Consider the following 25,560-nt stretch of genomic DNA (forward strand, 5'->3'; position numbering starts at 1 on the left):
ACGATTATGGGATCGGCGCGAAGTTGCGCGGCTCGGCGCCGGCCTGGACCTTGAGGTCGCGGCGCGTGGCGTTGACCTTGCGCAGCATCTGCTTGACCGCCTCGGGCATGCGCTGGCCGGCGGCCATTTCCTGCATCTGCCCCGAGAGGTAGGAGTGGTTGATGAGGATGTCGAACACGGCCAGCATGAATTCCTGTTTCCACGACGACAGCTGGTCGAGATTCTGGAACTTGTGCATGAAGAAGTTGCGCGAGGCGCGGCCCAGCTCGCGCTCGACTTCCTCGAGCGTCATCGCGTCGGGTTTGACGACGGGCTGCACGAGGTTGTACTTGCTGTAATCCTTGGTGGCGACGTGGGCCTCGAGCTGCGGGTAGAGGTCGGCGTAGGGCCAGGGCGCGATGGCCAGGAAGAAGGCCATGTCGGGGTTGTAGAGCTTGGCGAGCTCGACGGCTTCCTTGAAGGTCTCGGGCGTGTCGCCGGGCATGCCGAGCACGAAGGAGGTTTCGGAGACGATGTCGGAGCCGTTGATGATGTCGATGGCGCGGCGCGAGTCGGCGGCCTTCGAGCCTTTCTTGAACAGGTCGAGGGTGGCCTGCTGGCCCGCTTCGACGCCGACGTAGATGTGCTCGACGCCGGCCTCGGCGTAGCGGTCCATGATGTCCTCGTCGCGCACGATGTCGTCGACGCGCGTTTCCATCAGCAGGCGCACGCCGGGCTTGCGCTCGATCATGAGCTGGAGGATGCGTTCCCAGCGGGCGCGGTCGAAGGTCGGGATCTCGTCGGCGAGCATGGCGACTTCGACGCCGTACTTCTGGTGCAGCATCTCGATTTCGGCGACGAAGTTCTCGGCGCTGCGGGCGCGCCAGCCGCGGCGCCAGAAGAGCTTCTGCGAGCAGAAGGAGCAGTCCTGCTGGCAGCCGCGCGCGGAGGAGACGATGGCGAGGCGTGCGTCGTTCTTGGCGCGGTACTTGTAGATCGGCCACTCGACGAGGTCCCACGCGGTGGGCAGGGCGTCGAGGTCGCGGATGAAGGGGGCCGAGCGGGTGGCGATGACGCCGCCGTCGCGCCAGAAGGCGATGCCGGCGACCTTGGCCGGGTCGTCGCCGGCATTGAGGCAGTCGAGCAGTTCGGGCAGGGTGCGCTCGCCTTCGCCACGCACGACGTAATCGATGGCGTCGTGGTCGATGCGCAGCATCTCCTGGTAGCAGAAGGTCGCATGCACGTTGCCGATGACGGTGACGATTTCCGGGTCGATCGCCTTCGCCATGCGCAGCAGTTTCGTTGCAGCGACGATCGCGGCCGTGAATGCCGAGGTGCAGATGACGTCGGGACGGAAGTCCTCGAGGCGCTTCTGGATCTGCGCTTCGTCGTGCCACAGGGCCATCGCGTCGTAGTAGTCGACTTCGTAGCCTGCCTCGCGCAGCGAGCCGGCGATGTAGACGAAGCCGACGTTGAGCCAGGTGCCGGCGGATTCGACGACCCCGGAGTGATAGGGCACGGTGACGAGGGCGACGCGCTTGATCTTGCGTTGCCGCGGTGCGGTCGGGGCGGTCCGCGGGGGGGGGATGAAGGTGATGGGGGAGCCGTTGGTTTTCATTGTTCTCTGCGCGCGGACGTGTTGGGGGTCAGACTACCGGCGGCATGGTAGGTGAGCCCTAGTCGGCAGGGTTTGACGTACATCAACGGCATTGTCGAAGGCGAGGCGGAACAGCGCGCCGGCGGGGCCGGCACGCGGGAGATGTCGTGGAAACGGCGCTCGATCAGCGAGTGGCTGAGGAGGTGTCGGCGGGCGATTCCGTGCGGGGGACGGGGTTGGCGAGCATCTCCTCGCTCAACTCGTCGCACGGGCAGACGGGCGGGGTCATCGGCAGCGGCGCCGGGATGGCGCTGCCGGTGGCCGGTCGGCGGGCGCGGGCGAGGCCCATCTTGAAGCGGATGGAGAAATTCACGTAGGCCTCGAGGAAGCGGAAGATGCGCTTGTCACCCATCGGGCCGACTGCACGTTCGCTCGGCACGGGGGTGATCCTGCCGTCGACGAGTTTGGCGCGGCCGACGATCTGGAAGTGGCCGTCGTGGTCGATGTAGCCGAGGTTGTCGGTCTGCACGGCGATCACGGTCGGGAGGTTGGCGAGGTCGTAATGCCGCAGCAGCCCGACTTCGCCTGCCGGCAGCGGCTGCAGCGTCTCGATGTCGACGACATCGACGCGTGCCCAGGGGGGCACGCGGCGGCGGCGGGCGGAGCTGCGGCCGAGGATTGCCGAGCGCAGCGTGTCGTCGAAGTAGCCGGTGGCCGTTTCCGCCATCCCCAGCACGTTCACGCAGTGCGAGGCGGGAATCGCGAGCACTTCCTCGGCGAGGCGGAAGAAGTCGTCCTGCGTGAGTTCGCCGAAGCGGCCGCGGTAGCCGCCGCCGTCGCCGATGCGGCTGCCGGCGGGCAGGCGGAAGCGCAGTCCGCGCGCCTTGCAGGCGTTGAAGAAGTACACGAAGGCGGAGGTCGATCCGATCATGGCGACGGGAACGCCGGTGGATTCGGATTGTTCGAGCGCGGCAATCAGTGACTTGATGTCGAGGCCGGAGTAGTCGAGGAGGAAGCGGCTGTCGGGCGTGCCGAAATGGCGGCGCGTCTCTTCCATGCCGATCGCCATGCCCATCGACGGGGCCATCTCGGGGCTGGGGGCGAGGATGAGGATGCGGCAGCGTTGGCCCCTGGCGAAGTCGGGGAACAGCCACGCGTGGGTCATCGTGCGGTTGGCTGCGAGCACGAGTTCGCGGCCGGTTTCGTCGCGGAAGATCTGGCCGCGCCGGATCGCCGTGGTGCCGCTGGTGAGCTGGGCCATGACGGCCTGCTCGAGCGGGAAGGAGGTGACGATGGCGGTCTTGAAGGCGTCGGTGGGGAAGGCCGGGATGTCGCGCCAGTGCGTGACCGTGTCCGGGCTGATCCCCTTGGCCGCGCAGAATTGGCGGTAGGGCTCGTTGCGCGCGTATTGCCAGGCGAAAAGTTCGAGGGCGAGCGTGGCGAAGGGGGCAGAGTCGCCGTCCACGCCGCCGTCGATCATCGCCCGGATGCGGGCGGCGAGCCGGTCGCGTTCGGGGTCGGCAGTGCTGGCGGAGTCTGCGGTGTCGGTGTTCATGCGCGCTCCCCCCTTACAGGCTCCAGGCGACGACGAAGCCCGTGCCGATCAGGAAGGACGAGCCGAGCACGGCGTGCTTGATGATGAGGAGGCGCTTCTTGACATCCTTCATGCCGGCGCCGTCCCAGCTGCGGTAGTAGAAGAAGCGGAACAGGCCGGTGAGGATGATGCAGCCGAGCGAGATCGCCGTCACCCACACGAAGACGCCGATGAGTTCGTTCATGAGCGCGAGCTGACCCGCGTCCAGTGCCGGATCGGCGGCACGCTGGCGCAGCACGAACATGGTCAGGAAGCCGCCGAACCACAGGCCGGTGAACAGGTCGTGGGCGAAGTCGTTGATGAGGATGAGCCAGGGTTTCATGTGCGCGTCGATGCCCGTCGGAAAGCGAATGCCGCGCACTCTAGCAATTCGGCACCGGGGTCGGGTTGATGCTGATCAGATCGCTTGCCTATGGCGGATTGTCGCAGGTGCTGATCATCCAGTTCTTGCCGGTGCCGGTGGTGTTCGTCGTTCCCCCTTGGCTGTTGGCAATACGGTCACCGGACGCCTTGCCCGCCGAACCGCAGTCGGTATCGCTCCAGCTGGCGTTCTGCTTGAAATTCACGACCTTCAGCTTGGCGTTGCGGTAGTACGGACCTTCGTTGTACGTGGAGTTGCTTCCATTCGTTGCAACTTCCTTGCTGCTGCCGGCATAGCCGGCTTCGGCGCCGATGTCGTTGAGGTTGACGAGCAGGGACTTGTTCTTCCAGCCGTGCGGGACGGCGACATGGCACCAGTTGCAGCGGATTCTCCCGATCTTGTCGGTATGGTAGGCGTGCAGATCGCCGCGTCCTCCGCCACTGAAACCCGTGCCCGTACCGTTGCGATCCGCGTAGCGGGTCGATTCGTGGCACTTGAAGCAGAGCGTATTGGCCTGCCCGCTGCCGCTGCTGGTGTTCCACAGCCCCTTCAGCAGGAAATCGTTGGCAGAGCCGTGCGGTCCCCAGTTTTGCCCGGCAGGGGGGGTGATCGTTCCAGCGGCGGTGTCCGAACCGTGGCAGTCGGTGCAGTGCATGGTGTTGGTGCCGACGCTCGCGTTCCACGGCGCGCGCCACGCATTGGCGACGGCGGTGTTGCGCAGGCCGATCGTGCGGCCGGTGTTGTTCATGACCGGATGCCAGGAGCGATGGTTGCCGGTGTTGTAGGCCGCTCCCGCGCCGGCATCGGCGCCGAGGGAGCCGGGGGCGCCCTGGTGTGCGGTCGGCGCCTGGAATTCGCGGGCCTGGTTGGTATAGCGCGTATAGTTGTTCCGGCCGGTGATGGTTGCCCCGGAAGACGTGCCGGGCGGGCCGAGTTCGGGGCGCCGGTTGCCGCTCGGGAATACGTTATCGTCGGGGTAGCCGTAGTCGGAGTGGCACTTCAGGCACACCTGGTATTCGCGCGTGACCCATGGGCTGCTCACTGCGGTGCTCGCGCCCTGTCCGCCGTCGCCGACCTTTTCCTGGTAGCTGTTCGGCAGTTCGAAGAAGCTGCGCGAGCCGTATACGGGCTCGACGCCGAAGGCGCCGCGCAGGGCGCCCGATGCGATATTGCCGTTCACCCCGCCGGGCACGTGAGTCCGCTGGTCCGTCCCGCCGAGGTTGAACAGGCTGTTGCGCGTGACGCGGTGCGGGTTGTGGCAGTCGGTGCACTCCGCGTGCCGGTTGTTTACGTTGATCTGGCCCAGGCTCTCCCGGCTCTCCGTGAAGTTGCGGTCCTTGATGTCGTGGATTTCGACGCCCGACTTCTGCTCCGCCGTGGTGATCGGCATGTGCTTGTTGGTGGGGCCGAAGTCCATCTTGATGTTCGGGACGGCCCCGGTGGCGGTGCTGATGACGCTTTCGGCCGCGTTCGCGTGGCACTGGTAGCAGGTTTCCTCGATGGCGGAAACGGTATTGGGTGTCGAGGTCGAGCCGGTCTTGTAGCTGCCGACGCCCGTGCCGCCGCTGGTCCCGCCGACGCCTTCGCGCAGCAGCCGCCGTGAGCCCTGCACCGCGTGGGTGTCGTGGCAGTTGAGACATGCGGCCTGCCAGACCTGGGTGGTCGTGGGAAATTCGCGGCGATTGGCGGCCTCGAGCTTGTACTGCTCGTCGGCGATGATCTGCGAGGCGTGCGAGGACTGCGACCATGCGGTTCCGAGCTTGTCGTGGCAGCCGAGGCAGATCTGGTCGGAGGCGGGCTTGAAATCGGTGCCGGACGGGGTGACGGTCTGGAAGCGGTTCAGGCGCAGGAATTTCGATACGTCGAGATGCGGGTCGTGACAGGTGGTGCATTGCACCTGTCCCGCTCCGGCCGTGCCGGTCGGCTGCAGCGGCAGCAGCGGCTTGAAGCCGGTGCTGCGGATGCCGATGACGGTGCCCGAGCCGGCGGGGTAACGCTGCTGGAGGTCCATGCGGCGCAATTCGCCGTCCGCGGCAGCCAGCGTGTCGTTGAACGTGAAGGAGATGGGATGGTCGTTGCGCAGGTCGATGCCCAGATTGCGCGTGAAGCCGGAGGTGGCGCCTTGCGGACCGGCCGGCATCTTGCCCGCGTCGGTGCCGCTCATCGTCACCGACACGTTGGTCTTGCCCCCCAGGACGCCGACCGTTCCGATCGCCATCGTGCCGTCGTGGCAGGACAGGCACAGCTTGGAGCTGCCGCCGGGTTGGGACAGGGCGCCGAAAATGGTCTGGGCGTCCAGCGAGTTGGATGTGTAGGGCGTATAGGTGGCGCTGGAAAGATCGCGGTTCCACAGCGGCGCCGGCGCGGCAGCGTTGGCCGCATGCGGGGTGTGGCAGAAGACGCAGATCTGGCTCTCGGCAGTCGCCTTGACCGTTCCCGATCCGGATGCGGACAGGTTGTGCTTGGTATTTGCGATCTTCGACTGCTGGGCTGCGGCGGGGGCGATGCAGGCGAGCGCAAGGAGGGCGATCGCGGCGCGTCGCAGCGTGCGGATCCAGCGGCGGGCAGCGGGGGCGCGGAACGGTGCGTGACTGTTTCCGACTGCAGCGGTGGTCGCGGAGGTTCGGCAGCCCCGCGGTGGAGGGACGCCGATGGAGGGGCCATCGTCGATGGACTCGTTCATCGTCTGTCTGGTGTGCGTTGACGGTTGGGTTGCCCGCACGCCATCCAGCGCGGGGCCGAATCGACCGGCCCCATGTCGACGCCGAATCGGGGTTGCAAGTTCCGCCGGCCCGGCTGGCGAGGGCGGATAGTCACGCTTGCTTGCGCAAGGCTCGTTGTTTTCGGGCGATTATCGGGTACGCCCGGGCGAAAGCAAAGTGCCGAAACGTATCGGTCTTGCAGCGCAGTTGCCGAACGGCTTGCGCGCTTGCCTGGCGCGGATTACCGCGTTGCGGACGCGGGCGGGGTTTCCAGATAGGGGAAGTATTGCCGGTCAGCGCCCACGAGGTGCTGGGCGACGATGTCGTAGGCGAGGAACTGGAATACTTCCGCGATGGGGAGCTCGGCGTCCAGCCGGGCGCGCTCGAACAGTCGATTGGCCTGCGCGAGCAGATGCCCGTGTTCGGCGGCGTGCGCCTCGCGGTCGGGATAGCCGATGGAGGCATGCAGCCGCTCTTCCTCAGCGAAATGCGCGGTGATGTCCTCGACCAGGACCTCCATCGCTTCGAGGACTTCCGCCCGCGGTGCGTGGGCGATTACCGCCTGCAGGAGCCGGTTGGCGTGTTCGAAAAGCTGACGGTGCTGGCGGTCGACGCGCTCGTTGCCGCTGCGGTAGCTTTCGCGCCACACCAGCTCGACGGGCGAGGAGGCGAGCCGGGTGCCGTCGCTCGCGAAGGCGGAGTAGGGGTCGGCGACGACGCGGTTGCGTCCGGTGTTCTTGGCCCGGTACATGGCACGGTCGGCACGTGCGAGCCAGTGCTCGAAGCCTTCGCCGCAACGGTACTCGGCGACCCCGGCGCTGATGGTGACGGGCCGTGCGCTCGACAGCCGCGCTTCCGCCACGCGGGCACACAGCTTGTGCGCGAGCTGTTCGGCCTCGCGCAGGGCGGTGTCGGGTGCGAGCACGACGAATTCCTCGCCGCCCCAGCGCGTGATGGTGTCGGCGCGGCGGATGTCGCTGCGGATGCGGCGGACGAGTTCGACGAGAACGTAGTCGCCGACGGCATGACCGAGCTGGTCGTTGATTTCCTTGAAGTGATCGACGTCCAGCACGAGCAGAGAAACTGCGTGGCCGTGGCGCTCGGCGCGCGACATTTCCAGCAGCGCGGCGTCCTCGAGGTGGCGCCGGTTCCATGCGCCGGTCAGCCGGTCGGTGTAGGCGAGGCGCTCCATCTGCTCGAGGGCATGCAGGAGCTCGGCGTGGCGCGACTCGGCGTACTCGGCCGGATTGGGGAGGCTGCCCGCGCGTGCGCCGATCTCGGTGGCGATCATCCCCGAGGCGATGACTTCGCTGTCACCCGCGCGCAGGGGGAAGCGCGTGATGAGGAAGCGTCGCGCGCGCAGTCCCACGATGGCTTCTTCTTCGCTGTGAGTGACTTCCGCCGAGGCGCCGTTGCCGATGCGCAGGGCGCGGGGCAGGCCGGCGGTGTGCAGCACGTCGTCCTCGTGCCGGCCCGGCAGCGATGCGGCCGGAACATTGAGGGTCTGCGCAAAGGATTCGTTGGCGTACAGGTAGGTGCCGTCGTTGCCGCGAATCGCGATCAGCGCCGGCGACTGGGCAACGAGCGAATGCAGCAGCGACGCGTGGGCGTCGCGAGCCGGGGTTTCCGTAGAGGCCAGGGGTTCGCTCATTCGACCAAGTCCCGAGTGCGTGAACAATAACCGCACTCCGTTCGATGGTTTGCGATCCGCGGCATTTTAGCGGGATCGCAGGGCGAGCGGCGTGATTCCGATCACATGCACCCTGGGCGGGGGCAGCGGCCCCGAGGCCGGTGCGCGGGCCCGGCGCGCGGCCGGACCCGCAAGGGGCTCAGTGGCCCGAGCAGCCGCAGCCGCCACCACCTCCGCCGCAGCCGCCGCCCGTGGATGCCGGGAGCGGAGCGGGTTCCTGGTCGCGCGCGTGGAGCTGGATGCGGAAGTCGATGACGATGTTGCCCGGTTCGCGCGCGACGTACGCGATCGAGACCTGGGCGCCGTAGCGCTGCTGGATCTGGTTGAGCAGCGGCAGGGGGTCGTGGTCGTTCACGAAGCGCATGGTCTCGCCGTCCTCGAGGGATTCGAGGGCGCCGAAGATCGCAGCGTGGCGGAAGCGCTTGGCTACGCCGCGGGCGTCGAAGGGAAAGACGGTGTTGTCGAGGATGGGCAGTTCGCTCATGAGTCGGGTCTCCGGGTTGGGGCGGCGATGGCGATATGGATGCTCGCGCAAACGGGTAGGGGGTGCCGCAGGGTTCCGATCGTAGGTGGCGCAGGTGCCGCGCGCCTTGAGCCAGAACAAGAATCGCCCCCCGTCGTCGGCGGCGCGAAGGGGAGTGGAGGCACGCCCGCGATATGACGACGCGCAGGTTTTTCCCCTATGTGTTACCTTTAAATAAAACAAGAACATATTCGAGAAACAGGATGAAGCGAGCTGGGCGAAGTCCTTGCGGGCGTCGGAGGGCCGAGGCGATGGGGATTGTCGCTGCGCAGTGCCGTGCGGGGTGGAGGGGCTCTCGTGCCGCATGCGCGGATCAGCGGAGGGGCGATGCGCGCTAGCCGCCCGCCTGCATTCGCGGTGCCGGATGCGCCGAGACGCATGCGCCTGGGTTTGCGCGGTCGCTACGCCCTGTACGGTGCGGCGCTGACCACGCTGGTCGTGGTCGTGATGGCCGCGTTGTCGTATTTCAATGCACGCACGCTGGTGCAAGGTATCGCCACGGGGCACCTCGCGCAGATCGCCAGCTCGGTGTCGGAGCGCATCGAGCGCACGCTGGACCTGGCACATCGCGAGCTGGCCGCGCTCGCCGGACAGCCCCTGCTGTCGAATGCGCTGCTCGACTCGCAAGGGCGGGATGTCTATCTGAGACCCTTCCTCGCCCGCCACACGCTCGCGGCAACCATCGACTACAACCTCGTCCTCGTCGATTACCGCGGCGAGCCCGTCGCCGCGCGCAAGGCGCCGCGGAGCTTCCGCGGCGTGGCATGGCTGTCGGACAAGGTGTTGCGCGGCGAGACGCATGCCGAGATCGAGCATGGCGGCCAGGATGTGATGCTGCGCATCGCGGTCCCCATCCTCGTGAATGCCACCGGGACCTTCGAGGGGGCGCTGGTGTTCGAGGCGAATCTCAGCCAGTGGTTGCATGGCACCGCTTCGCCCTTCGACCTGAACGACGACGGTCTCGTCGAGGTGGTGCTGAGGGCAGGTGATGGCGTGGTCGTGCGGCGTACTTTCCCGGGCAACCCGGAGCGGCTGGTGACGAGCGCGCACGGGGTGAGTGCGGGGCTGCCCCTGTCGGCGCCCCTGCAGGTGGGTGTGAGCATGGATGCCGACGTCTTCGAGCGGCCGATCGGGATGTTGCTCGTCAAGCACGTGGCGTGGGGCCTGATCGCGATCGTGCTGGTCGGTGCGGGCAGTTATGCGCTAGCACGCGCGCAGACGCGTCGCATCGAGGAGCTTGCCAGCGCGGCCCGTGAAGTCGCGCTGACGGGGCGGCCGCGGCAGGGCTTCGGTGCGGGGCGCTTCGGCAACGACGAGGTGGGGGATCTCGCGGCGAGCCTGGTGCGCCTGCTCGAGGAGCTGAAGGCGCACGAGAGCGAGCTGGAGACGCTGGTCGAGGAGCGCACTGCGGACCTGAACCGTGCGCAGGCGATCGCGCATGTCGGCAGCTGGGTCTATCTGCCACAGGAGCCCAGGCTCGAGCTGTCCGCCGAGACGCGACGACTCTTCGGCTTGGCGGCCGAGCGGCGGCTGTCGTGGCAGGTTCTGCTCGACGCGGTGCATCCCGAGGACCGCGGGATGGTGCGCAAGGCATGGAAGCGGGTGCTTGCGGGCCAACCCTTCGATATCGAGCATCGCGTGCTGCTGGATGAGGAGGTCCGCTGGGTGCGCGAGATCGCCGAGCGCATCGTGCTCCCGGGCGAGCCGCCGCGCTGCGTCGGCACGGTGGAGGACGTTACGGAGCGGCGCCTCACGGAGGCGCGCATGCGCGAGGCGATGGTGGTGTTTTCGGCGTCGAGCCAGGGCATCATGACGATGGACGCGGAGGGCACGATCACGTCGGTGAATCCGGCGTTCTGCCGCATCACGGGTTATGCGGCGGAGGAGGTCATCGGGCGCAAGTCCACGGTCTTCGGGTCGGGACGCCAGGACGAGGCCTTCAACGACGCGATGTGGTCGGCGCTGGCGAGTTGCGGCGAGTGGGAGGGGGAGGTGTGGAACCGGCGCCGCAGCGGCGAGATCTACCCGCAGTGGCTGACGATGTCGGCGGTGCGCGGGGAGGAGGACGGCGTCGTCGAATATGTCGCGATGTTCAGCGACATCACCGAGCGCAAGCAGCACGAGGATGCGATCTGGCGCCAGGCCAATTTCGACGCGCTGACGGGCTTGGCGAACCGCAGCCTGTTGTACGACCGCCTCGATCGTGCGCTGGTGCACGCGCGCCGCAACGGCAGCAAGGCGGGCTTGCTGTTCCTGGATCTCGACGGCTTCAAGTGGGTGAACGACACGCTCGGCCACGACGTCGGCGACGAGTTGCTGGTCGAGGTTGCGCGCCGCCTGAAGGGCTGTGTGCGCGAGCAGGACACGGTGGCGCGCCTGGGCGGGGACGAGTTCACGATCGTGGTGGGCGACCTGCAGGACGCCGAGCATCTGCGTACGGTCGGCGAGAAGGTGCTGGGCGTGCTGGAGCAGCCGATCGCGCTGCCGGGCACGCGGCACCAGATTTCGGGCAGCATGGGCATCACCGTGTTCCCGGACGATGGCGACGACGTCCACAGCCTGCTGCGCAACGCGGACATCGCGATGTACAAGTCGAAGCAGAATGGCAAGAACCGCTTCCACTTCTATGCGCGCGAGATGCAGTGCGATGCGCTCAAGCGCATGCAGATCGAGGCCGACCTGCGCACCGCGCTCGCGCGGGATGCCTTCACCCTGGAATACCAGCCCATCGTCGCGGCCGACAGCGGCGAGCTGTTCGGCGCCGAGGCGCTGATCCGCTGGTCGCATCCGCAGCTCGGGGCGATGTCGCCCGCCGATTTCGTGCCGGTGGCGGAGGACAGCGGGCTGATCGTGCCGATCGGCGCGTGGGTGTTGCGCGAAGCCGTGCGCCAGATGCACGCCTGGCGCGAGCTGGGCCATGTCCTGCCGCACCTCGCGGTGAACGTCTCGGGGGTGCAGTTCCGCGACCCGGCCCTGCCCGAGCTGGTTGCCGAGGTGATGGACTGCTACGCGGTGGCGTCGGGGGCGCTGACGCTGGAGATCTGCGAGTCGGTGATGGTCGACGCCAACAGTGCAACCGAGAAGCGCATGCGTGCGCTGAAGGAGCAGGGGGTTGCGTATTCGCTCGACGATTTCGGCACGGGATTTTCGTCCTTGTCGTACCTGAAGCGCTTCCCGGTCGACATCGTCAAGATCGACCGCAGCTTCGTGCGGGACTGCCCCGGGGACCGCAATGACGTGCACCTGGTGGAGGCCATCATCAACATGGCGCACAGCCTCGACCTGAAGGTGGTGGCGGAAGGCGTGGAGACGCAGGCGCAGGCGGATTTCCTGCGCGAGCGCGGATGCGATTTCCTGCAGGGTTACCTGATCGCGAAACCGCTGCGCGCAGAGGCCTTCGAGGGGCTGCTGTTCCGCCGGGAGGCGCGGGCCGGGCGCGGCGGGCTGTCGCTGGTGGCGGGATGAATCCCGCCCTGCGGGCTGAGCCTTGCGGCAGGCCTGTCCTGAGCTTGACGAAGGGCTCAGGGCGAACGGCGATCTTCGAGGGGGCGCATCAGTCCGCGTATTCGAAGCGCACGCGCTTGACGTTGCACAGCAGCTCGTAGGCGATCGTGTTCGCTGCTTCGGCGATGCGGTTCACCGGGACGTTGTTGCCCCACAGCTCGACGCGGCTGCCGAGCTTCGCATCAGGGAGGTCGGTGAGGTCGACGGTGAGCATGTCCATCGATACGCGGCCGATCAGGCGCGTGCGGATGCCGTCGACGGCGACGGGGGTGCCGTCCGGCACGGTGCGCGGATAGCCGTCGGCGTAGCCCATGGCGACCAGCCCCACGCGCGTCGGGCGTTCGGCGCGGAAGCGCGCGCCGTAGCCGAGCGGGGCGCCGGCGGGGATCTCGCGGATCGCCATGATGGCGCTCTCCAGCGTCATCACCGGGCGCAGGCCGTTGGGCTCGCCGGGCATGGGGTCGGCGCCGTACAGCAGGATGCCCGGGCGCGCCCAGTCGCGGTGCGCGTCGGGCCAGCCGAGGATGGCGCCGGAGTTGGAGAGGCTGCGCGGGCCCGGCAGGTCGCGGGTGGCGGCGTCGAAGGCGGCGACCTGCTCGGAGGTGGCAAGCACGTGCGGTTCGTCGGCGCGCGCGAAGTGGGTCATTAGCGTGATGCTGCCGACCCGGCCGTTGTCCTTGAGACGCTGCCAGGCGGCACGCAGCTCGTGAGGCATGAAGCCGGCGCGGTTCATGCCGCTGTTGACCTTGAGCCACACGTCCAGCGGCAGTGCCGGCTTGGCGTGGTCGATGATGCGGATCTGCTCGGCGTGGTGCACGACCATCCACAGGTCGTGGCGCACGACCTCGTCGAGCTCGGCGGCGTCGAAGATGCCTTCGAGCAGCAGGATGGGCTGCTCGATGCCGGCCGCGCGCAGTTCGAGGGCTTCGTCGAGGAAGGCGACGGCGAAGCCGTCGACCTCGGGGGCGAGGGCACGCGCACAGGCGACGGCGCCGTGGCCGTAGGCGTTGGCCTTGACGACGGCGAGTGCCCGGCCGCCGTGGCGGCCGCGGGCGAGGCGGTAGTTGTGACGCAGGGCGTCGAGGTCGATCAGGGCGCGGGCGGGTCTCATGCGGCGGGAGAAAGGTTAAGGCCTTGCGAGCGGGAAGCCGCTACTTTGCCATAACGCGCGAGTCCCAGATCGGAATGACGGATCGCCGGCTGGCGGCCGGTGACGAGGTCGGCCACCAGTTGCCCGGAGCCGCAGGCCATGGTCCAGCCCAGCGTGCCGTGGCCGGTGTTGAGGTAGAGCTGGGGATAGGCGGTCTCGCCGACGATGGGGGTGCCGTCCGGCGTCATCGGGCGCAGGCCGGTCCAGAATTCGGCCGCGGGCAGATTGCCGCCGCCGGGGAAGAGGTCGCCGACGACCATTTCCAGCGTTTCTCGGCGGCGCGGGTTGAGCGAGAGGTCGAAGCCGGCGAGCTCGGCCATGCCGCCGACGCGGATGCGGTCGTCGAAGCGGGTGATGGCGATCTTGTAGGTTTCGTCGAGCACGGTCGACACCGGCGCCTTCGCGGCGTCGACGAGCGGGACGGTGAGCGAGTAGCCCTTCAGCGGGTAGACCGGCAGGTCGAGGCCCAGCGGCTTGAGCATCTGGCGCGAGTAGCTGCCGAGGGCGAGCACGTAGCGGTCGGCCGCGAGCACCTCGTCGCCGACCTGCACGCCGATGACGTCGCCGCCGCCCACCAGCACTTCGCGGATGTCCTGGCCGAAGCGGAACTCGACGCCCAGCTCGCGCGCCTTTTCGGCGAGGCGCGTGGTGAACAGCTGGCAGTCGCCGGTTTCGTCATTGGGCAGGCGCAGGCCGCCGGCGAGCTTGTCGCGCACCGCGGCGAGCGCCGGTTCGGCGCCGGCGAGCGCGTCGCGGTCGAGCATCTCGAAGGGCACGCCGCATTCCTTCAGCACCTCGATGTCGCGCGCGGCCGCGTCAACCTGGGCCTGGCTGCGGAAGAGCTGCACGGTGCCGCGGGTGCGTTCCTCGTAGCGGATGCCGGTGTCGGCGCGCAGGTCGCGCAGCACGTCGCGGCTGTACTCGGACAGGCGCATCATGCGTTCCTTGTTCACGGCGTAGCGGCTCGCGGTGCAGTTCTTCAGCATCTCGGCCATCCAGCGCAGCTGGAACAGGCTGCCGTCGGCGCGGATCGCGAGCGGGGCGTGGCGCTGGAACAGCCACTTCATGGCCTTCAGCGGGATGCCGGGCGCGGCCCACGGGGTGGAGTAGCCGGGCGAGACCTGGCCGGCGTTGGCGTAGCTGGTCTCGAGCGCCGGCGCGGGCTGGCGGTCGATGACCGTGACCTGGGCGCCGCTGCGGGCGAGGTAGTACGCAGTGGTGGTGCCGACGACGCCGCTGCCGAGGACGAGAACGCGCATGACTGACTCCATGATTTCCGGTGCATTGAATATCGCCAGTCTAGTGATGGTTTAGTAGTGAAATTCACTTGAATATATGTGCGATATAGTGAATTAACGTATATTTAGGCGGTGTTTTCCTCCGGATTAGTGAAATGCGCGAACTCGACCGTATCGACCGCAAGATCCTCGATCTGCTGCAGAAGGACGGCCGGATTTCGATGACCGATCTGGCGGCGAAGATCGGCCTGTCGGCGACGCCGTGTACCGAGCGCGTGCGGCGCCTGGAGCGCGAGGGGGTGATCACCGGCTATCACGCGCACGTGAATCCGCATGCGCTGGGCAAGAACCTGCTGGTGTTCGTGGAGATCAAGCTGTCGGCGAAGTCGGGCGAGGTGTTCGACCGCGTGAAGAAGGAGCTGAGCTTCGTGCCCGAGGTGATGGAGTGCCATTTGGTGTCGGGCGACTTCGACTATCTCGTGAAGGCGCGCATCACCGAGATGGGGGAATACCGGCGCCTGCTCGGCAACATCCTGCTCAAGCTGCCGTCGGCGGCGGAGTCGCGCAGCTACGTGGTGATGGAGGAGCTGAAGGAGACGCTGTACATCCCGCCCGAATGAGCGGCGTCAGATCAGGCCGGGGATATCCGGGCGGAACAGGCTGTCGGCGATCGGTGTGTCGTATTCGACCGATTCGATGACCGAGCGGCCGATGTATCGGCCCATCGCGTAGTGGTGTTCGACGGCGGCGTAGAGGCGACCGTTCGCGGTGCGGAAGTCCTCGTATACGGTGCCGAACACCATCTCGCTGCCGCCCGGGTGGGTGAGGATGCCGCGCGAGCGCAGGATGCGTCCGGACTCGGGGTCGATTTCCGCCACCATGCGCAGGTTGTTGCCGAGCGGCATTTCGACGAAATGCAGGCGCACTTCGCCGGCACGGTGTTCGCCGCCGTCGCGCAGTTGCGCGCGTGCCGCGAACAGGTTCCACGGCAGGGCCACGCGTGCCGCCTGCAGGATGAGTGCGCCGCGGAAGGCTTCGCTCATCGGCTTGCTGCTTTGCCACGCAGTCGGACCGTCGATGATGCGGGTCTCGGTGCCGGACCGGTAGTGGATCTCGATGCGGAAGCGCTCGGCGCCGCGGTACGCACGCAGCAGGGCGCCTTCGCCACGGCTGTGCGAGAGCGTGTGCCCGCGCTGCAGGATGGTGTTCGGCGGGGTGACGGTGCCATAGGCGCGTTCGATGCGTTCGAGCAGCGGGCCGAGATCTCCCGCGCCTGCCGCGCTGGCGAAGGCCAGCACCGCCGCGGCGAGAACCCGCCGCAGCCAGGACGCAGGGTCGGGCCGGCGAGGCATTGTCCTATTCCTTTTTCCAGCGGTCGTGACCGATGAATTCTTCCCAGTCGAGGAAGCCGTCGCGGTTCTTGTCTTGCTGCTCGAAATTGTCGCTCAGGTAGGTGAAGCGGCCCGTGACTTCCTCACGCGTGAGCTTGCCGTCCTTGTCGGCGTCGGCGCCGTCGAAGCGCTCGATGGCCTTCTGGCGCGCGGCGCGGCCGACTTCGCCGAGGTGGTCGTTGCGGTCGAGCGAAGGGATGCGCGACTGGGCTGCCGCGCTCAGCGGGGCGGCCAGCACGAGCGCGAGCAGGGCGGCGGCCAGGGGGTGTGCAGGGGAATTCATGGTCGGTCTGAGGCTGGGGCGGGGAGCTGCGCCGGCGCGGGGGCGTGGCGGTGTGTCGGGGGAATGTTCCGCCAATTCGCGGACGGTGGCAATCGCAAACGGGCGAATGTCCCCGCCTGCCAGGGGTGGGGGTGTTCCACCCTGTAACAACTGTATCGCCGGGAGCCGGCGCGCTGTGTCAAAGCGGATCAGATGTGTGCGGCGATATGGGGGTGATGCGTAGCGAAAATCGCGAAAAAAGTGGTCAAAGTGCAGCAATCCGGACTTGGCCCGGAGTTTGCGATGTGCGCCCAGGCCCGCCCACCGGCGAGGCTGCACGCACCGGTTGGCGCCCTGCGGGACAGGGGCGCGGGGGCGGAACGCAAACAAACAAGGCAGCAAAACCAAAGGCCAAGGAGGAAGACATGACTATTCGTGCGAAAACGGGTGTGCTGAAGCGGACGGCGATGGCGGGGGCACTGTGTGCGCTCGGTCTGGGGCAGGCCCATGCGGTGAGTTTCTCGCAGGGCGACTCGACGATCGACATCAACGGGACGATCAACGGCTTCTATTCGAACCGCACGTCCGAGTCCGGTGGCGTGAAGACTCACGACTCCGCGCTGACCAACGGCCTGCTGCCGGGCTGGATCAACTTCGTGTTCACGACCAAGGTCGAGGGGCTGGACATCAAGGCGCACGTGGGTTTCGCGCCCGGCATCAACGACAAGTCGGACGTGGTCGGCCTGCCGACGAACCCGGGCTGCGGCGGGGCGACCGGCTGTGACAGCCCCTTCTCGCAGATCGATACCCGCAACCTGTACTTCCAGTTCGGCGCGCCGGACTGGGGCACGATCAAGCTCGGCCGCGACATCGGGCTCTTCGGCCAGAAGATCATCCTCTCTGACATGACGCTGCTAGGCCTGGGCGGCAACAGCTACGCGGCGACGCCGTTCAACACCACCTTCGGCATGATCGGCCACGGCTACATGTACACCGGCTTCCAGCCGCAGATCACCTACACGACGCCGACGATGGGCGGCTTCTCGGCCTCGGCCGGCATCTTCGATCCGAACAAGTTTGCCGGCGACGAGACCAAGGACCCGGGCTTCCAGGCGATGCTGAACTACGACTGGAAGGCGAGCGAGACGACGACCGGGTCGCTGTGGGCCGGCTACATCCACCAGGGCACGAGTGGCGACGGCAGCTTCGACGCCAACGGCTACGAGCTCGGTGCGAAGATCGGCATCGGCAACTTCGAGGCGGTGGCCTACGGCTTCGACGCGAAGGGGCTGGGGCTATCGACGGTCGGCGCGCTGTACTTCTCGCCCTTCGAGAAAACCAAGGGCAAGGGCTACTTCGTGCAGGGCACCTACAAGTTCGGCAAGACCAAGGTCGGCCTGAACTACGGCGAGAACCGCGACAGCAGCGGCACGCTGAGCGAGACCAACAAGTTCCGTTCGGCGACGCTCGGCGTGTATCACAGCCTGAACAAGTACATCACGCTGGTGGCCGAGTACAACCGCGAGAAGGGCACCGGGGCGGAGATCTTCCCGGGCGATCTGAAGACCCGCACCATCTCGCTGGGTGGCATCCTGTTCTTCTGAGTCGCACGCAAGTGGTGGCCCCGGGCAAGGCGCCCGGGGCCTGCGGGACAGGTCGATCCGGGGGGAGCGGGAATCCCGATATAATCGGAAGCGCGTCGCACCGGCGGCGCGTCCGACATGCCGTTCATCCTCCACCTTCCGCGCCGACCTTGATCGAGAATCGACCCGCCAGACTCCTCGTCGTCGACGACGACCCGGTGACCCGTGCCCGGCTCGAGGCCTACTTCTCGAACGAGGGCTACGAGATGCTGGCCGTGTCGAACGGCGAGGACATGTGGCGCACGCTGCAAGCCGAGCCCATCGACGTCGTGCTGCTCGACGTCGGCCTGCCGGGCAAGGACGGGCTGGAACTGGCGCGCGAGCTGCGGGCGCACGACGAGCGCCTGGGCATCATCCTCGTGACCGGGCGCAGCGACGAAATCGACAAGATCGTCGGCCTGGAGTCGGGCGCCGACGACTACGTCACCAAGCCTTTCAATGCGCGCGAACTGCTTGCGCGCGTGAAGATCATCCTGCGCGGCAACCGCAACCGGCCTGCGACGCAGGAGCGCAGTGCCTACCGGTTCGGCGGGTGGACGCTGGAGGTCGGCCATCGGCGCCTGGTCGCGAGCGACGGCAGCCGGGAAAGCCTGACCCGCGGCGAGTTCGAGCTGCTGGCGAGCTTCGTGCGGCGCCCGGGCGTGGTGCTGAGCCGCGAGCGCCTGATGCAGACCGTGAGCCACCGCGCGTGGGACCCGAACGACCGCACGATAGACGTGCTGATCTCGCGCCTGCGCGAGAAGCTCGAGGACGACCCGAGGAGCCCCGAGCTGATCGTGACGGTGCGCGGCGAGGGTTACCTGTTCGCGGGTGACGTCACCGCCGTTTAGCCGTCGGCGTCCCTTTGATTCTTTTCGCCCCTTTCCTGCGCGCCAAGCCAGTCTTCGAGCGCGGCGCAGGCCTCGCGGCAGTCCGCGCGCAGGGTTTCGACCAGCGGTGCCAGCGTGGTGACGTCGGTCGCCGGCTCCGTTGCGGCGTTCTCCAGATGGCGCGTTGCCGCCATCACCCGCAGAAAGCCCAGATTGCCGGCGGCGCCGCGCAGGCGGTGCGCGCGCTTGCCGAGCGCCAGTCCGTCGTTCGCCGCGAGATGGGCGTCAAGTTCGGCGAGCGCCGCGTCGGTGTCCGCGCGGAAGAGGCCGAGCAGGCGCGCGAGCGTCGCGGCGCCGAGGCTGTCTAGCTCCGCGGCGAGGTAGGCCTCGTCGAGCACCGGTTCACCGGTCGCGGATGAGGCGGCCTCGTCCGGCCGGGACGGTGTGGCGGGGCTGGCGGCGGTCGTGGCCGCGAGGGCGCGTGCGAGTTGCCCGCGGTCGAAGGGCTTGCTGAGGAAGCCTGCCATGCCGGCGTCGACGTAGCGGGCGACGGCATCCGCAGACACGTGTGCCGACATCGCGATCACCGGCACGGCCGCCCAGCGGCCCCCGTCGAGCTTGCGAATCTCCCGCGCCACCTCGACGCCGGAGGCGCCCGGCAGGCTGATGTCCATCAGCACGGCGTCGAGCGGGGCTCGGCGCTGGCCGAGCAGCGCAATGGCTTCCTCGCCGTCGCCGGCGACGAGCGGGCGGTGGCCGAGGGATTCGAGGTAACGCACGCACACGATGCGGTTGATCTCGTCGTCTTCGACCAGCAGCACGTCGAGCGCGCGCTGCGCGCTGTCGGGGCGGGTGTCGGAGGCTGCCTGCGGGAGCGCCTCGGCGAGCTCGAAGGGAAGGTCGAAGGCGACCTGCGTGCCCTGTCCGGGCGCGCTTTCCAGCGCGATGCGCCCGCCCAGCAGTTCCACCAGGCGCTGGCAGATGGCGAGCCCGAGGCCGGTGCCGCCGGGGCGGCGGTGGCGGGCGTCCTCGACCTGCACGAAGGGTTTGAACACTTCGGCGCATTGTTCGGACGGGATGCCGATGCCGGTGTCGGTGACGGCGAAATGCAACCGCGCCGGTCCGCCCGCTTCGACGCCATCGGCGCGTACGGAAACCGTCACCGAGCCTTCGTCGGTGAACTTGATCGCATTGCCGATGAGGTTGAGCAGGATCTGATTGAGCTTGCGCCGGTCGCCGACGAGGATGTCGGGTACGTCGGGGGCGATGTCGCGCACCAGCGCGATGCCCTTGGTGCGCGCCGCGACGCCCTGCAGCGCGAGCATGTTGTCGATGGTGTCGCGCAGCGCGAACGGCAGGTGCTCGAAGTCGAACTTGCCGGCCTCCAGGCGCGAGAAGCTCAGCATGTCCTCGAGGATCTCGAGCAGGGTCGTGTTGGCGTAGCCGATCATGCGCACGTATTCCTGCTGGCGCGCGTCGAGCCCGGTGTCGCGCAGCAGCTGCACGCTGCCGCTGACGCCGGAGAGCGGGGTGCGCAGCTCGTGGCTGAGGGTGGCGAGAAACACGGCCTTCGCGCGGTTGGCTTCCTCGGCCTCGCGCCGCGCGACCGCGTGTTCGGCGACTTCGTGTTCGAGCAGGGTGTTGCTCTGTTGCAGCTCCGCGGTGCGCGTGGCGACCTGATCCTCCAGTTCCTGCTGGTGGCGCAGCAGTTCGCCTTCCAGGCGCCGGCGCTCGCGCGCATGGTCGCGGAACTGCTCCAGTGCACGCGCGAGGGGGGTGAGGGGATCGTTGCCGGTGGCCGGGATGGCGACGTCGAGCTGGCCGCTCGCCAGCGCGCGCACGGTGGCCTCCATGCCCTGCAGGCGGCCCAGCACGTGGTAGCGGAACAGCACCCACAGGGTTGCCATGAGCGCGAAAAACAGGATCGCGCCGACCGCGAGGAAGCCGACGATGCCGCGTTCGACGGCGCGTTTCGACTGCTCGCCGGCGAGGTCGATCGCTGCGCGTGCGGCGACCACCATGGCCCCCGCCTGCTCGGTGAGCCGTGCCGCCTGCGCGGCCCCGTCGTCGCGTAGCTGCAGCAAGCTGCGCAGCAGCTCGAGGCGCAGGAGGCGGGTCGCGAACAGGCCGTCCGCCGCCGTCGCGGTGGCGAGCACGGCGTAATGCGCGGCGCCGCTCGCCTTGCGGCCGGGGTCGATGATGTCGTCCAGGCGGCGGCGCAGGATCTCGCGGTTGCCGTCGAAGCTCGCCTGCAGCGCCGCGAGCGCGTCGGGGGCGTCCTCGCGCTCGAGGCGTTCGAGCAGGGTCTTGAGGTTGAAGCAGGCGAGCTGGAACTCGGCCATGCGCTCCATGCGATCGAAGTTCACCTCGACCAGGCGATCCAGCGATTCGAACACGCGTTCCCTGGGCGGGTTGCGTTCGATCAGCGGGTAGAGGCTGGAGATCGTTGCCGTCGTCGAGGTCGAGGCGTTCGCCGCGAGCGACTCCGACAACATCACCAGCGCCAGCACGGCCTGCTGCTGGGTGGCGAAGAGCTCGCGTTCCCGTCGGTCGAGCGCGAGGCGGCGGCGCACTTCGTCGGCCTGGCGGGCGAGGTTTGCCGCGATCGCATCGAGCGTGGCCGCAACGACCGCGCCGAGGCCCGGTTCGAAGCGGCGCTGCTCCAGCCGCTGCAGCAGGCCGCGCAGCTCGGCGAGTTGTTCGCCCGACGTCCGCTGCAGGCGATCGACCTCCTCGGGCGATTCCGCGCGGCCCAGCCGGTCGACGACCGCGCCGACGCGCATGTTGAGGCGCGCGACCGCCTGCACGGCGTCCATCGCCGGCACCGCGTCGTCGATGATCGCGCGCTGCGTCGCGACGACCTGCTGGAAGCTGAACCATGCGATTGCGGCGACCGCGAGCGTGAGCAGCGCGGCTGCGCCGAGCACGACGACGAGCTTGCCGATCAGGCCGAGGCGCGCATCGAGGCGTGCAATCCAGGCTTTCATCTATGGTGTGCGTCGGGTCGGAGCAGGGGGGGCGGCATATTGGAATGGCGCGTGAGGGATATTCCCGTGGGAGCGGCTTCAGCCGCGAATGGGCCGCGACGTGTGCGATGGCGCCGATTCGCGGCTGAAGCCGCTCCCACACGAAGCGCTGCCCTGTGGTTCGTACGAGTCCTCTCGACTTTGTCCCCGCATTGCGATTGGAATACCATTCTGCGCGCAAGGCACGAACTCAGGCAACGCGGGCGTTTGCGCCTTCCCGCGGCGGCAGTCTTGTCGCCTGCGCACCTCGACACCTCCGGAACACCTGCATGCGGCGTATCCCTGTCGTCATCGCGAGCGCGCTGCTGGCACTGGCTGGCGCTGTCGCTGCGGGCCCCGCGCCGCGCGAGATCACGCGCTGGGAGGCTCCCTACGATTACTCGCAGGCGGGCATCGCCGCCTCCTACGTGCCGGCAAGGCCGGCGACGCGACGCTGGACGCTGTGCGCGGCCTTCCCGCACATCAAAGACGCCTACTGGCTGGGTGTGAACTACGGCATGGTCGACGAGGCGCGGCGGCTGGGCGTGGCTTTGCGCCTCGTCGAGGCAGGCGGCTATCCCAACCTGCAGCTCCAGCGCGAACAGTTGAAGGCCTGCGGCAGCGATCCGCAGGTCGATGCGGTGATCCTCGGCACGGTGTCGTTCGACGGCCTCACCGACGTCATCGGCGAGATCGCGCAGCGCGTGCCGGTGCTCGCGACCGTCAACGACATCGCGGGCGAGGGCATCGCGGCGAAGGTCGGCGTGTCGTGGCACGAGATGGGGCGGCTTGCCGGCGAATACCTCGTGCGGCGCCATCCGGGGCGCGGCGAGGAGGTTCCGGTGGCATGGTTCCCGGGGCCGCAGGGGGCGGGCTGGGTGCCCTTCGTGGACCGCGGGTTCCGCGAGGCGATCGCCGGCAGCCGTATCGCGATCCGCGCAACGGCGTGGGGCGACACGGCGAAGTCGATCCAGCGCAACCTCGTGCAGGGCACGCTCGACGAGCACCCGGCGGTGCGCTACCTCGTCGGCAATGCGCTGATGGCCGAGGCGGCGATCAGCGTGCTGCGCGAACGGGGGTTGCATGAGCGTGTCGGCATCGTCGCGACCTACTTCACGCCGGCGGTGTACCGGGGGATCCTGCGCGGCCGCATCCTCGCCGCACCGTCGGATGCGCCGGTGCTGCAGGGGCGGCTGTCGGTCGGGCAGGCGGTCGATCTGCTGGAGGGGCGGAAGGTCGCGCGCCATGTCGGTCCGCGCGTGCAGGTCGTCGACCGCGCGGCGCTCAAGCGCATCGATCTCGACGATTCGCTCGCACCGAGCACCTTCCTGCCGCAATTCCGCTACGAGCCGGCGGCGCAATAGAAAGGAAAGCCCGGCGCGAGGCCGGGCTGCGCGGGCAAACGCCCCGGCCGGGGCGTCGCCGCTTACATCGCCGCTGCGTCCTTCGCGTTCTTCTCGAGGAAGTCGAGCACGATCTTCTTCTGCGCCTCGTCGAGGCCGGCGCGCGGGAACATGCTCTGCGTGATGCCGTGCCACTGTTTCTTCGTGTAGTCGCCCGGCTCGCGCGGCACATGGCACAGCGTGCAGCGTTCGTAGAACAGCTTCTCGCCCGGCGTCATGCTCGCCATGGTCGCGCCTTTCAGCGCGGCTGCGCGTTCGTACAGCTTCATGCCGGCAACATCGAGGCCGAGGCTGGCGGTCTTCTCGACCGGGGGCGGCTCGTACGCGCGGTTTTCCGATTCCGCATCGGTACACTTCTTCAGGCTGGCGATGCAGGTGTTGGCGCTGGTTGCCTGGCTCAGGCCGCTCGACGCCACGCTCGTCGTGATCATGTTGATCGCGCCGCTGTTGCAGCGTCCCTTCGAGTCGAGCTGGATCCAGTTGCCTTCCTCGAGGCTGACCACGCCCTTCATGATCTGGTCGGTGACCACCGCGCCGGCGATCAGGGCGCCGCGCTCGTTGTGCAGCTCGACGAGATCGCCGCTCTTGATGCCGTTGGCCTTGGCGTCCTCGACACTGATGCGCACGTGCTGGCGGCCCTTCACGTTCTCGTACTTGCGCACGTCGGCCTGCGCCATCTGCGAATGCACGCGGTTGAAGGGGTGCGGGCTGACGACGTGCACCTGGCCGGGCTTCGCATTGCCGAGGTATTCCGCGGGTTCGAGGAATTTCGGGATCGGCGGGCAGTCGGGCACCTTGAAGCCGTCGATCTCGGAGCAATAGAGCTCGATCTTGCCGGACTTGGTGTGAAGGGGATTCTTCTCCGGGTCGGTGTAGAAATCGCCGTGGCGCACCCATTTGCGCATCTTCTCGGGCACGTCGATCTTCACGATGCCCTTCTCCCAGAACTCGTCGAATGGCACCGTCGGGTTCGTACGGTCATAGGACTCGCGCAGGATCTGCGGCACGGTCTTGCCTTCCGAGAACTGGAAGCCGACGCCCATCAGGTCGCCGAGGCGGCGGAAGATCTCGAAGTCGTCGAGGCTCTCGCCGTAGGGCTGGATCACCTGGCGCATCGCGTAGATCTTGTCGTTGCTGTAGGTGCCGCCGCTGCTCATGTCGTCACGTTCGAGCGCGGACGTCGCCGGCAGGACGATGTCGGCGAAGCGCGACGACGCGCACCACCACGGATCCTGGCAGATCACCGTGCGCACCTTGCCGTTCATCGCGCGCAGCAGCTCGTTGGTGTCCTGCTGGTGCGACATGAAGTTGTTGCCGGCGTTGTAGATGAGATGCACGTCGGGGTAGGTGTGCGTGGCGCCGTCGCGGGTGTATTGCTTGCCGGGGTTCAGCAGCATCTCGCTGATGCGCGAGGCGGGGCAGCGCGACTTTACCGGGTTGCGGCCCTGCGACAGGCCGACCGGCATCGGGTGCGTCGATTGCGGCATGCCGCCGCCGCCGTAGTGCCAGCTGAAGCCCACGCCCTGGCCGGGCTTGCCGATCTTGCCCAGCATGGCGGCGAAGTTGATGATCGCCCAGTGCGTCATCTCGCCGTGGTGCGCGCGCTGCAGCGCCCACGCGCCGGCGAACTGGGTGCGCTTCGTGGCAAAGAGCTCGGCCAGCTCGACGATCTTCTGCGCCGGGATGCCGGTGATCTTCGCCGCCCACTCGGGGGTCTTCGGCGGCGTGCCGTCGGCGTCCTTGCCCAGCAGGTAGGGCAGGAACTTGTCGAAGCCGACCGTGTACTTGTCGAGATAGGCCCTGTCGTACTTGCCCGTCGTATACACGTGGTAGGCCATCGCGAGGAACAGCGCGACGTCGGTGTTGGGGACGATCTTCACCCACTCCGAGCCGAGCGCCTCGTCGGTGGTCGTGTACTGCGGGTTGATCGAGATGAACTTCACGCCGCGGTCCTTGATAAGCTTCCAGCGCGGGAACATCTGGTGGTCGGCGACGGTGTATTCGATGCGGTTGTTCTTCCACGGGTCGCAGCCCACCCACACCATGACCTCGGTGTGCTCGGCCATCACTTCCCACGCCGTCTGCGGCGAATACACTTCCATGTCGCCGATGATGTGCGGCAGGCTGATCTGCGAGGCGCCGCCGGAGTAGTCGCCGGTGGTCACGGAATGGCCGCCGATGAGGCCGAAGAGGCGGCCCTGCAGCACCTGCGGGCGCAGCAGGCCGGCGTGCGACCAGCCGCCGTAGGAGCTGCTGAAGAGGGCCTCGTTGCCGTGCTGCTCGGCGGTGGTGAGGATCGCATTGGCGGTGATGGCGAGGATCTCGTCCCAGGTCACGCGCACGAAGGGCTCCTTGCCGCGCAGGTGGGGCTTGGTGTCGCCGGTGGGGTTGGCGAGGTAGGACTTGCGTACCATCGGGTACATCACGCGGGTCTTGTGATACACGCGGCTGATCAGGCCTTCGGTGAGCATCTTGGTCGGCATCGCGTCGATGTCGGCGAGGGGCTGCACGCCCACGAGCACGCCGTTCTTCACGACCGCCTTGAACGGGCCCCAGTGGCTCGCGCTCGGGATCACGACGGTGTCGGCGCCGAACACTTCGCTCGCGCCGAACCACGCCAGTCCGTTCGCTGCCACTGCGGACGCGACGGACGCCTTCAGAAATTCCCTTCTCGACATGCTCATGATTGATCTCCCTACAGTGCCGGTT

17 protein-coding genes are annotated in these 25,560 nt (G+C 67.8%); 5 read left to right on the forward strand and 12 right to left on the reverse strand.

What is annotated here, in order from left to right; translation table 11 throughout:
* Nucleotides 1-4: 4 nt before the first annotated feature.
* The 6 genes from U5817_RS01590 to U5817_RS01615 form a co-directional block, all read right to left on the reverse strand.
* The gene (locus tag U5817_RS01590) at nucleotides 5-1,597 is read right to left on the reverse strand and encodes a B12-binding domain-containing radical SAM protein (protein ID WP_169132417.1); all 1,593 of its coding nucleotides are present in this window, start codon (nucleotides 1,595-1,597) and stop codon (nucleotides 5-7) included.
* 163 nt (nucleotides 1,598-1,760) lie between these two features.
* The gene (locus U5817_RS01595) at nucleotides 1,761-3,131 is read right to left on the reverse strand and encodes an acyl-protein synthetase (RefSeq protein ID WP_407279501.1); all 1,371 of its coding nucleotides are present in this window, start codon (nucleotides 3,129-3,131) and stop codon (nucleotides 1,761-1,763) included.
* Between the two features lie 13 nt (nucleotides 3,132-3,144).
* Complete coding sequence (locus tag U5817_RS01600; protein ID WP_169132415.1) at nucleotides 3,145-3,492, reverse strand: hypothetical protein; 348 nt, start codon at nucleotides 3,490-3,492, stop codon at nucleotides 3,145-3,147.
* An 88-nt stretch (nucleotides 3,493-3,580) separates the two neighbouring features.
* Nucleotides 3,581-6,214, reverse strand: coding sequence for a cytochrome c3 family protein (locus U5817_RS01605; protein WP_407279502.1), 2,634 nt, complete (start codon nucleotides 6,212-6,214; stop codon nucleotides 3,581-3,583).
* A 260-nt stretch (nucleotides 6,215-6,474) separates the two neighbouring features.
* On the reverse strand, nucleotides 6,475-7,884 hold the full coding sequence (locus U5817_RS01610) for a diguanylate cyclase (RefSeq protein WP_407279503.1): 1,410 nt from the start codon (nucleotides 7,882-7,884) through the stop codon (nucleotides 6,475-6,477).
* 178 nt (nucleotides 7,885-8,062) lie between these two features.
* The gene (locus tag U5817_RS01615; RefSeq protein WP_169132858.1) at nucleotides 8,063-8,407 is read right to left on the reverse strand and encodes a DUF2249 domain-containing protein; all 345 of its coding nucleotides are present in this window, start codon (nucleotides 8,405-8,407) and stop codon (nucleotides 8,063-8,065) included.
* Between the two features lie 366 nt (nucleotides 8,408-8,773).
* On the opposite strand from U5817_RS01615, the gene U5817_RS01620 reads away from it, so the two are divergent.
* Entirely contained in the window at nucleotides 8,774-11,911 is a 3,138-nt protein-coding gene (locus U5817_RS01620) for an EAL domain-containing protein (RefSeq protein ID WP_407279504.1), read from the forward strand.
* 88 nt (nucleotides 11,912-11,999) lie between these two features.
* Here U5817_RS01620 and alr read toward each other — a convergent pair whose 3' ends face one another.
* On the reverse strand, nucleotides 12,000-13,061 hold the full coding sequence (alr, locus tag U5817_RS01625) for an alanine racemase (RefSeq protein ID WP_407279505.1): 1,062 nt from the start codon (nucleotides 13,059-13,061) through the stop codon (nucleotides 12,000-12,002).
* Nucleotides 13,058-14,359 (reverse strand): D-amino acid dehydrogenase, encoded by a 1,302-nt coding sequence (locus U5817_RS01630; protein WP_169132855.1) that lies wholly within the window; start codon nucleotides 14,357-14,359, stop codon nucleotides 13,058-13,060. The genes alr and U5817_RS01630 overlap by 4 nt, the downstream gene beginning before the upstream one ends.
* Before the next feature lie 134 nt (nucleotides 14,360-14,493).
* Between U5817_RS01630 and U5817_RS01635 the strand changes: the two genes are divergently transcribed.
* Nucleotides 14,494-14,958: a winged helix-turn-helix transcriptional regulator gene (locus tag U5817_RS01635; protein ID WP_169132854.1), complete on the forward strand. Its 465-nt coding sequence runs from the start codon at nucleotides 14,494-14,496 to the stop codon at nucleotides 14,956-14,958.
* A 6-nt stretch (nucleotides 14,959-14,964) separates the two neighbouring features.
* Here U5817_RS01635 and U5817_RS01640 read toward each other — a convergent pair whose 3' ends face one another.
* Nucleotides 14,965-15,690: a hypothetical protein gene (locus tag U5817_RS01640; RefSeq protein WP_407279506.1), complete on the reverse strand. Its 726-nt coding sequence runs from the start codon at nucleotides 15,688-15,690 to the stop codon at nucleotides 14,965-14,967.
* 4 nt (nucleotides 15,691-15,694) lie between these two features.
* Entirely contained in the window at nucleotides 15,695-16,012 is a 318-nt protein-coding gene (locus U5817_RS01645) for a hypothetical protein (RefSeq protein WP_169132852.1), read from the reverse strand.
* A 404-nt stretch (nucleotides 16,013-16,416) separates the two neighbouring features.
* Between U5817_RS01645 and U5817_RS01650 the strand changes: the two genes are divergently transcribed.
* Both U5817_RS01650 and torR read left to right on the forward strand, forming a co-directional pair.
* Nucleotides 16,417-17,595, forward strand: a complete 1,179-nt coding sequence (locus tag U5817_RS01650) for a porin (RefSeq protein WP_169132918.1) — start codon at nucleotides 16,417-16,419, stop codon at nucleotides 17,593-17,595.
* Nucleotides 17,596-17,744: 149 nt separating this feature from the next.
* Nucleotides 17,745-18,464 (forward strand): two-component system response regulator TorR, encoded by a 720-nt coding sequence (gene torR / locus U5817_RS01655; RefSeq protein ID WP_407279507.1) that lies wholly within the window; start codon nucleotides 17,745-17,747, stop codon nucleotides 18,462-18,464.
* Here torR and U5817_RS01660 read toward each other — a convergent pair.
* The gene (locus tag U5817_RS01660) at nucleotides 18,461-21,430 is read right to left on the reverse strand and encodes an ATP-binding protein (RefSeq protein ID WP_407279508.1); all 2,970 of its coding nucleotides are present in this window, start codon (nucleotides 21,428-21,430) and stop codon (nucleotides 18,461-18,463) included. The two genes, torR and U5817_RS01660, sit on opposite strands and share 4 nt — an antisense overlap.
* Before the next feature lie 308 nt (nucleotides 21,431-21,738).
* On the opposite strand from U5817_RS01660, the gene torT reads away from it, so the two are divergent.
* The gene (gene torT / locus U5817_RS01665) at nucleotides 21,739-22,812 is read left to right on the forward strand and encodes a TMAO reductase system periplasmic protein TorT (protein ID WP_407279509.1); all 1,074 of its coding nucleotides are present in this window, start codon (nucleotides 21,739-21,741) and stop codon (nucleotides 22,810-22,812) included.
* 62 nt (nucleotides 22,813-22,874) lie between these two features.
* Here the strand turns inward: torT and U5817_RS01670 are convergent, their stop codons facing one another.
* The gene (locus U5817_RS01670) at nucleotides 22,875-25,535 is read right to left on the reverse strand and encodes a molybdopterin-dependent oxidoreductase (protein ID WP_407279510.1); all 2,661 of its coding nucleotides are present in this window, start codon (nucleotides 25,533-25,535) and stop codon (nucleotides 22,875-22,877) included.
* Between the last annotated feature and the right edge of the window lie 25 nt (nucleotides 25,536-25,560).

Source organism: Aromatoleum evansii, from assembly GCF_045689615.1.
GTDB classification, from domain to species: Bacteria; Pseudomonadota; Gammaproteobacteria; order Burkholderiales; family Rhodocyclaceae; genus Aromatoleum; species Aromatoleum evansii.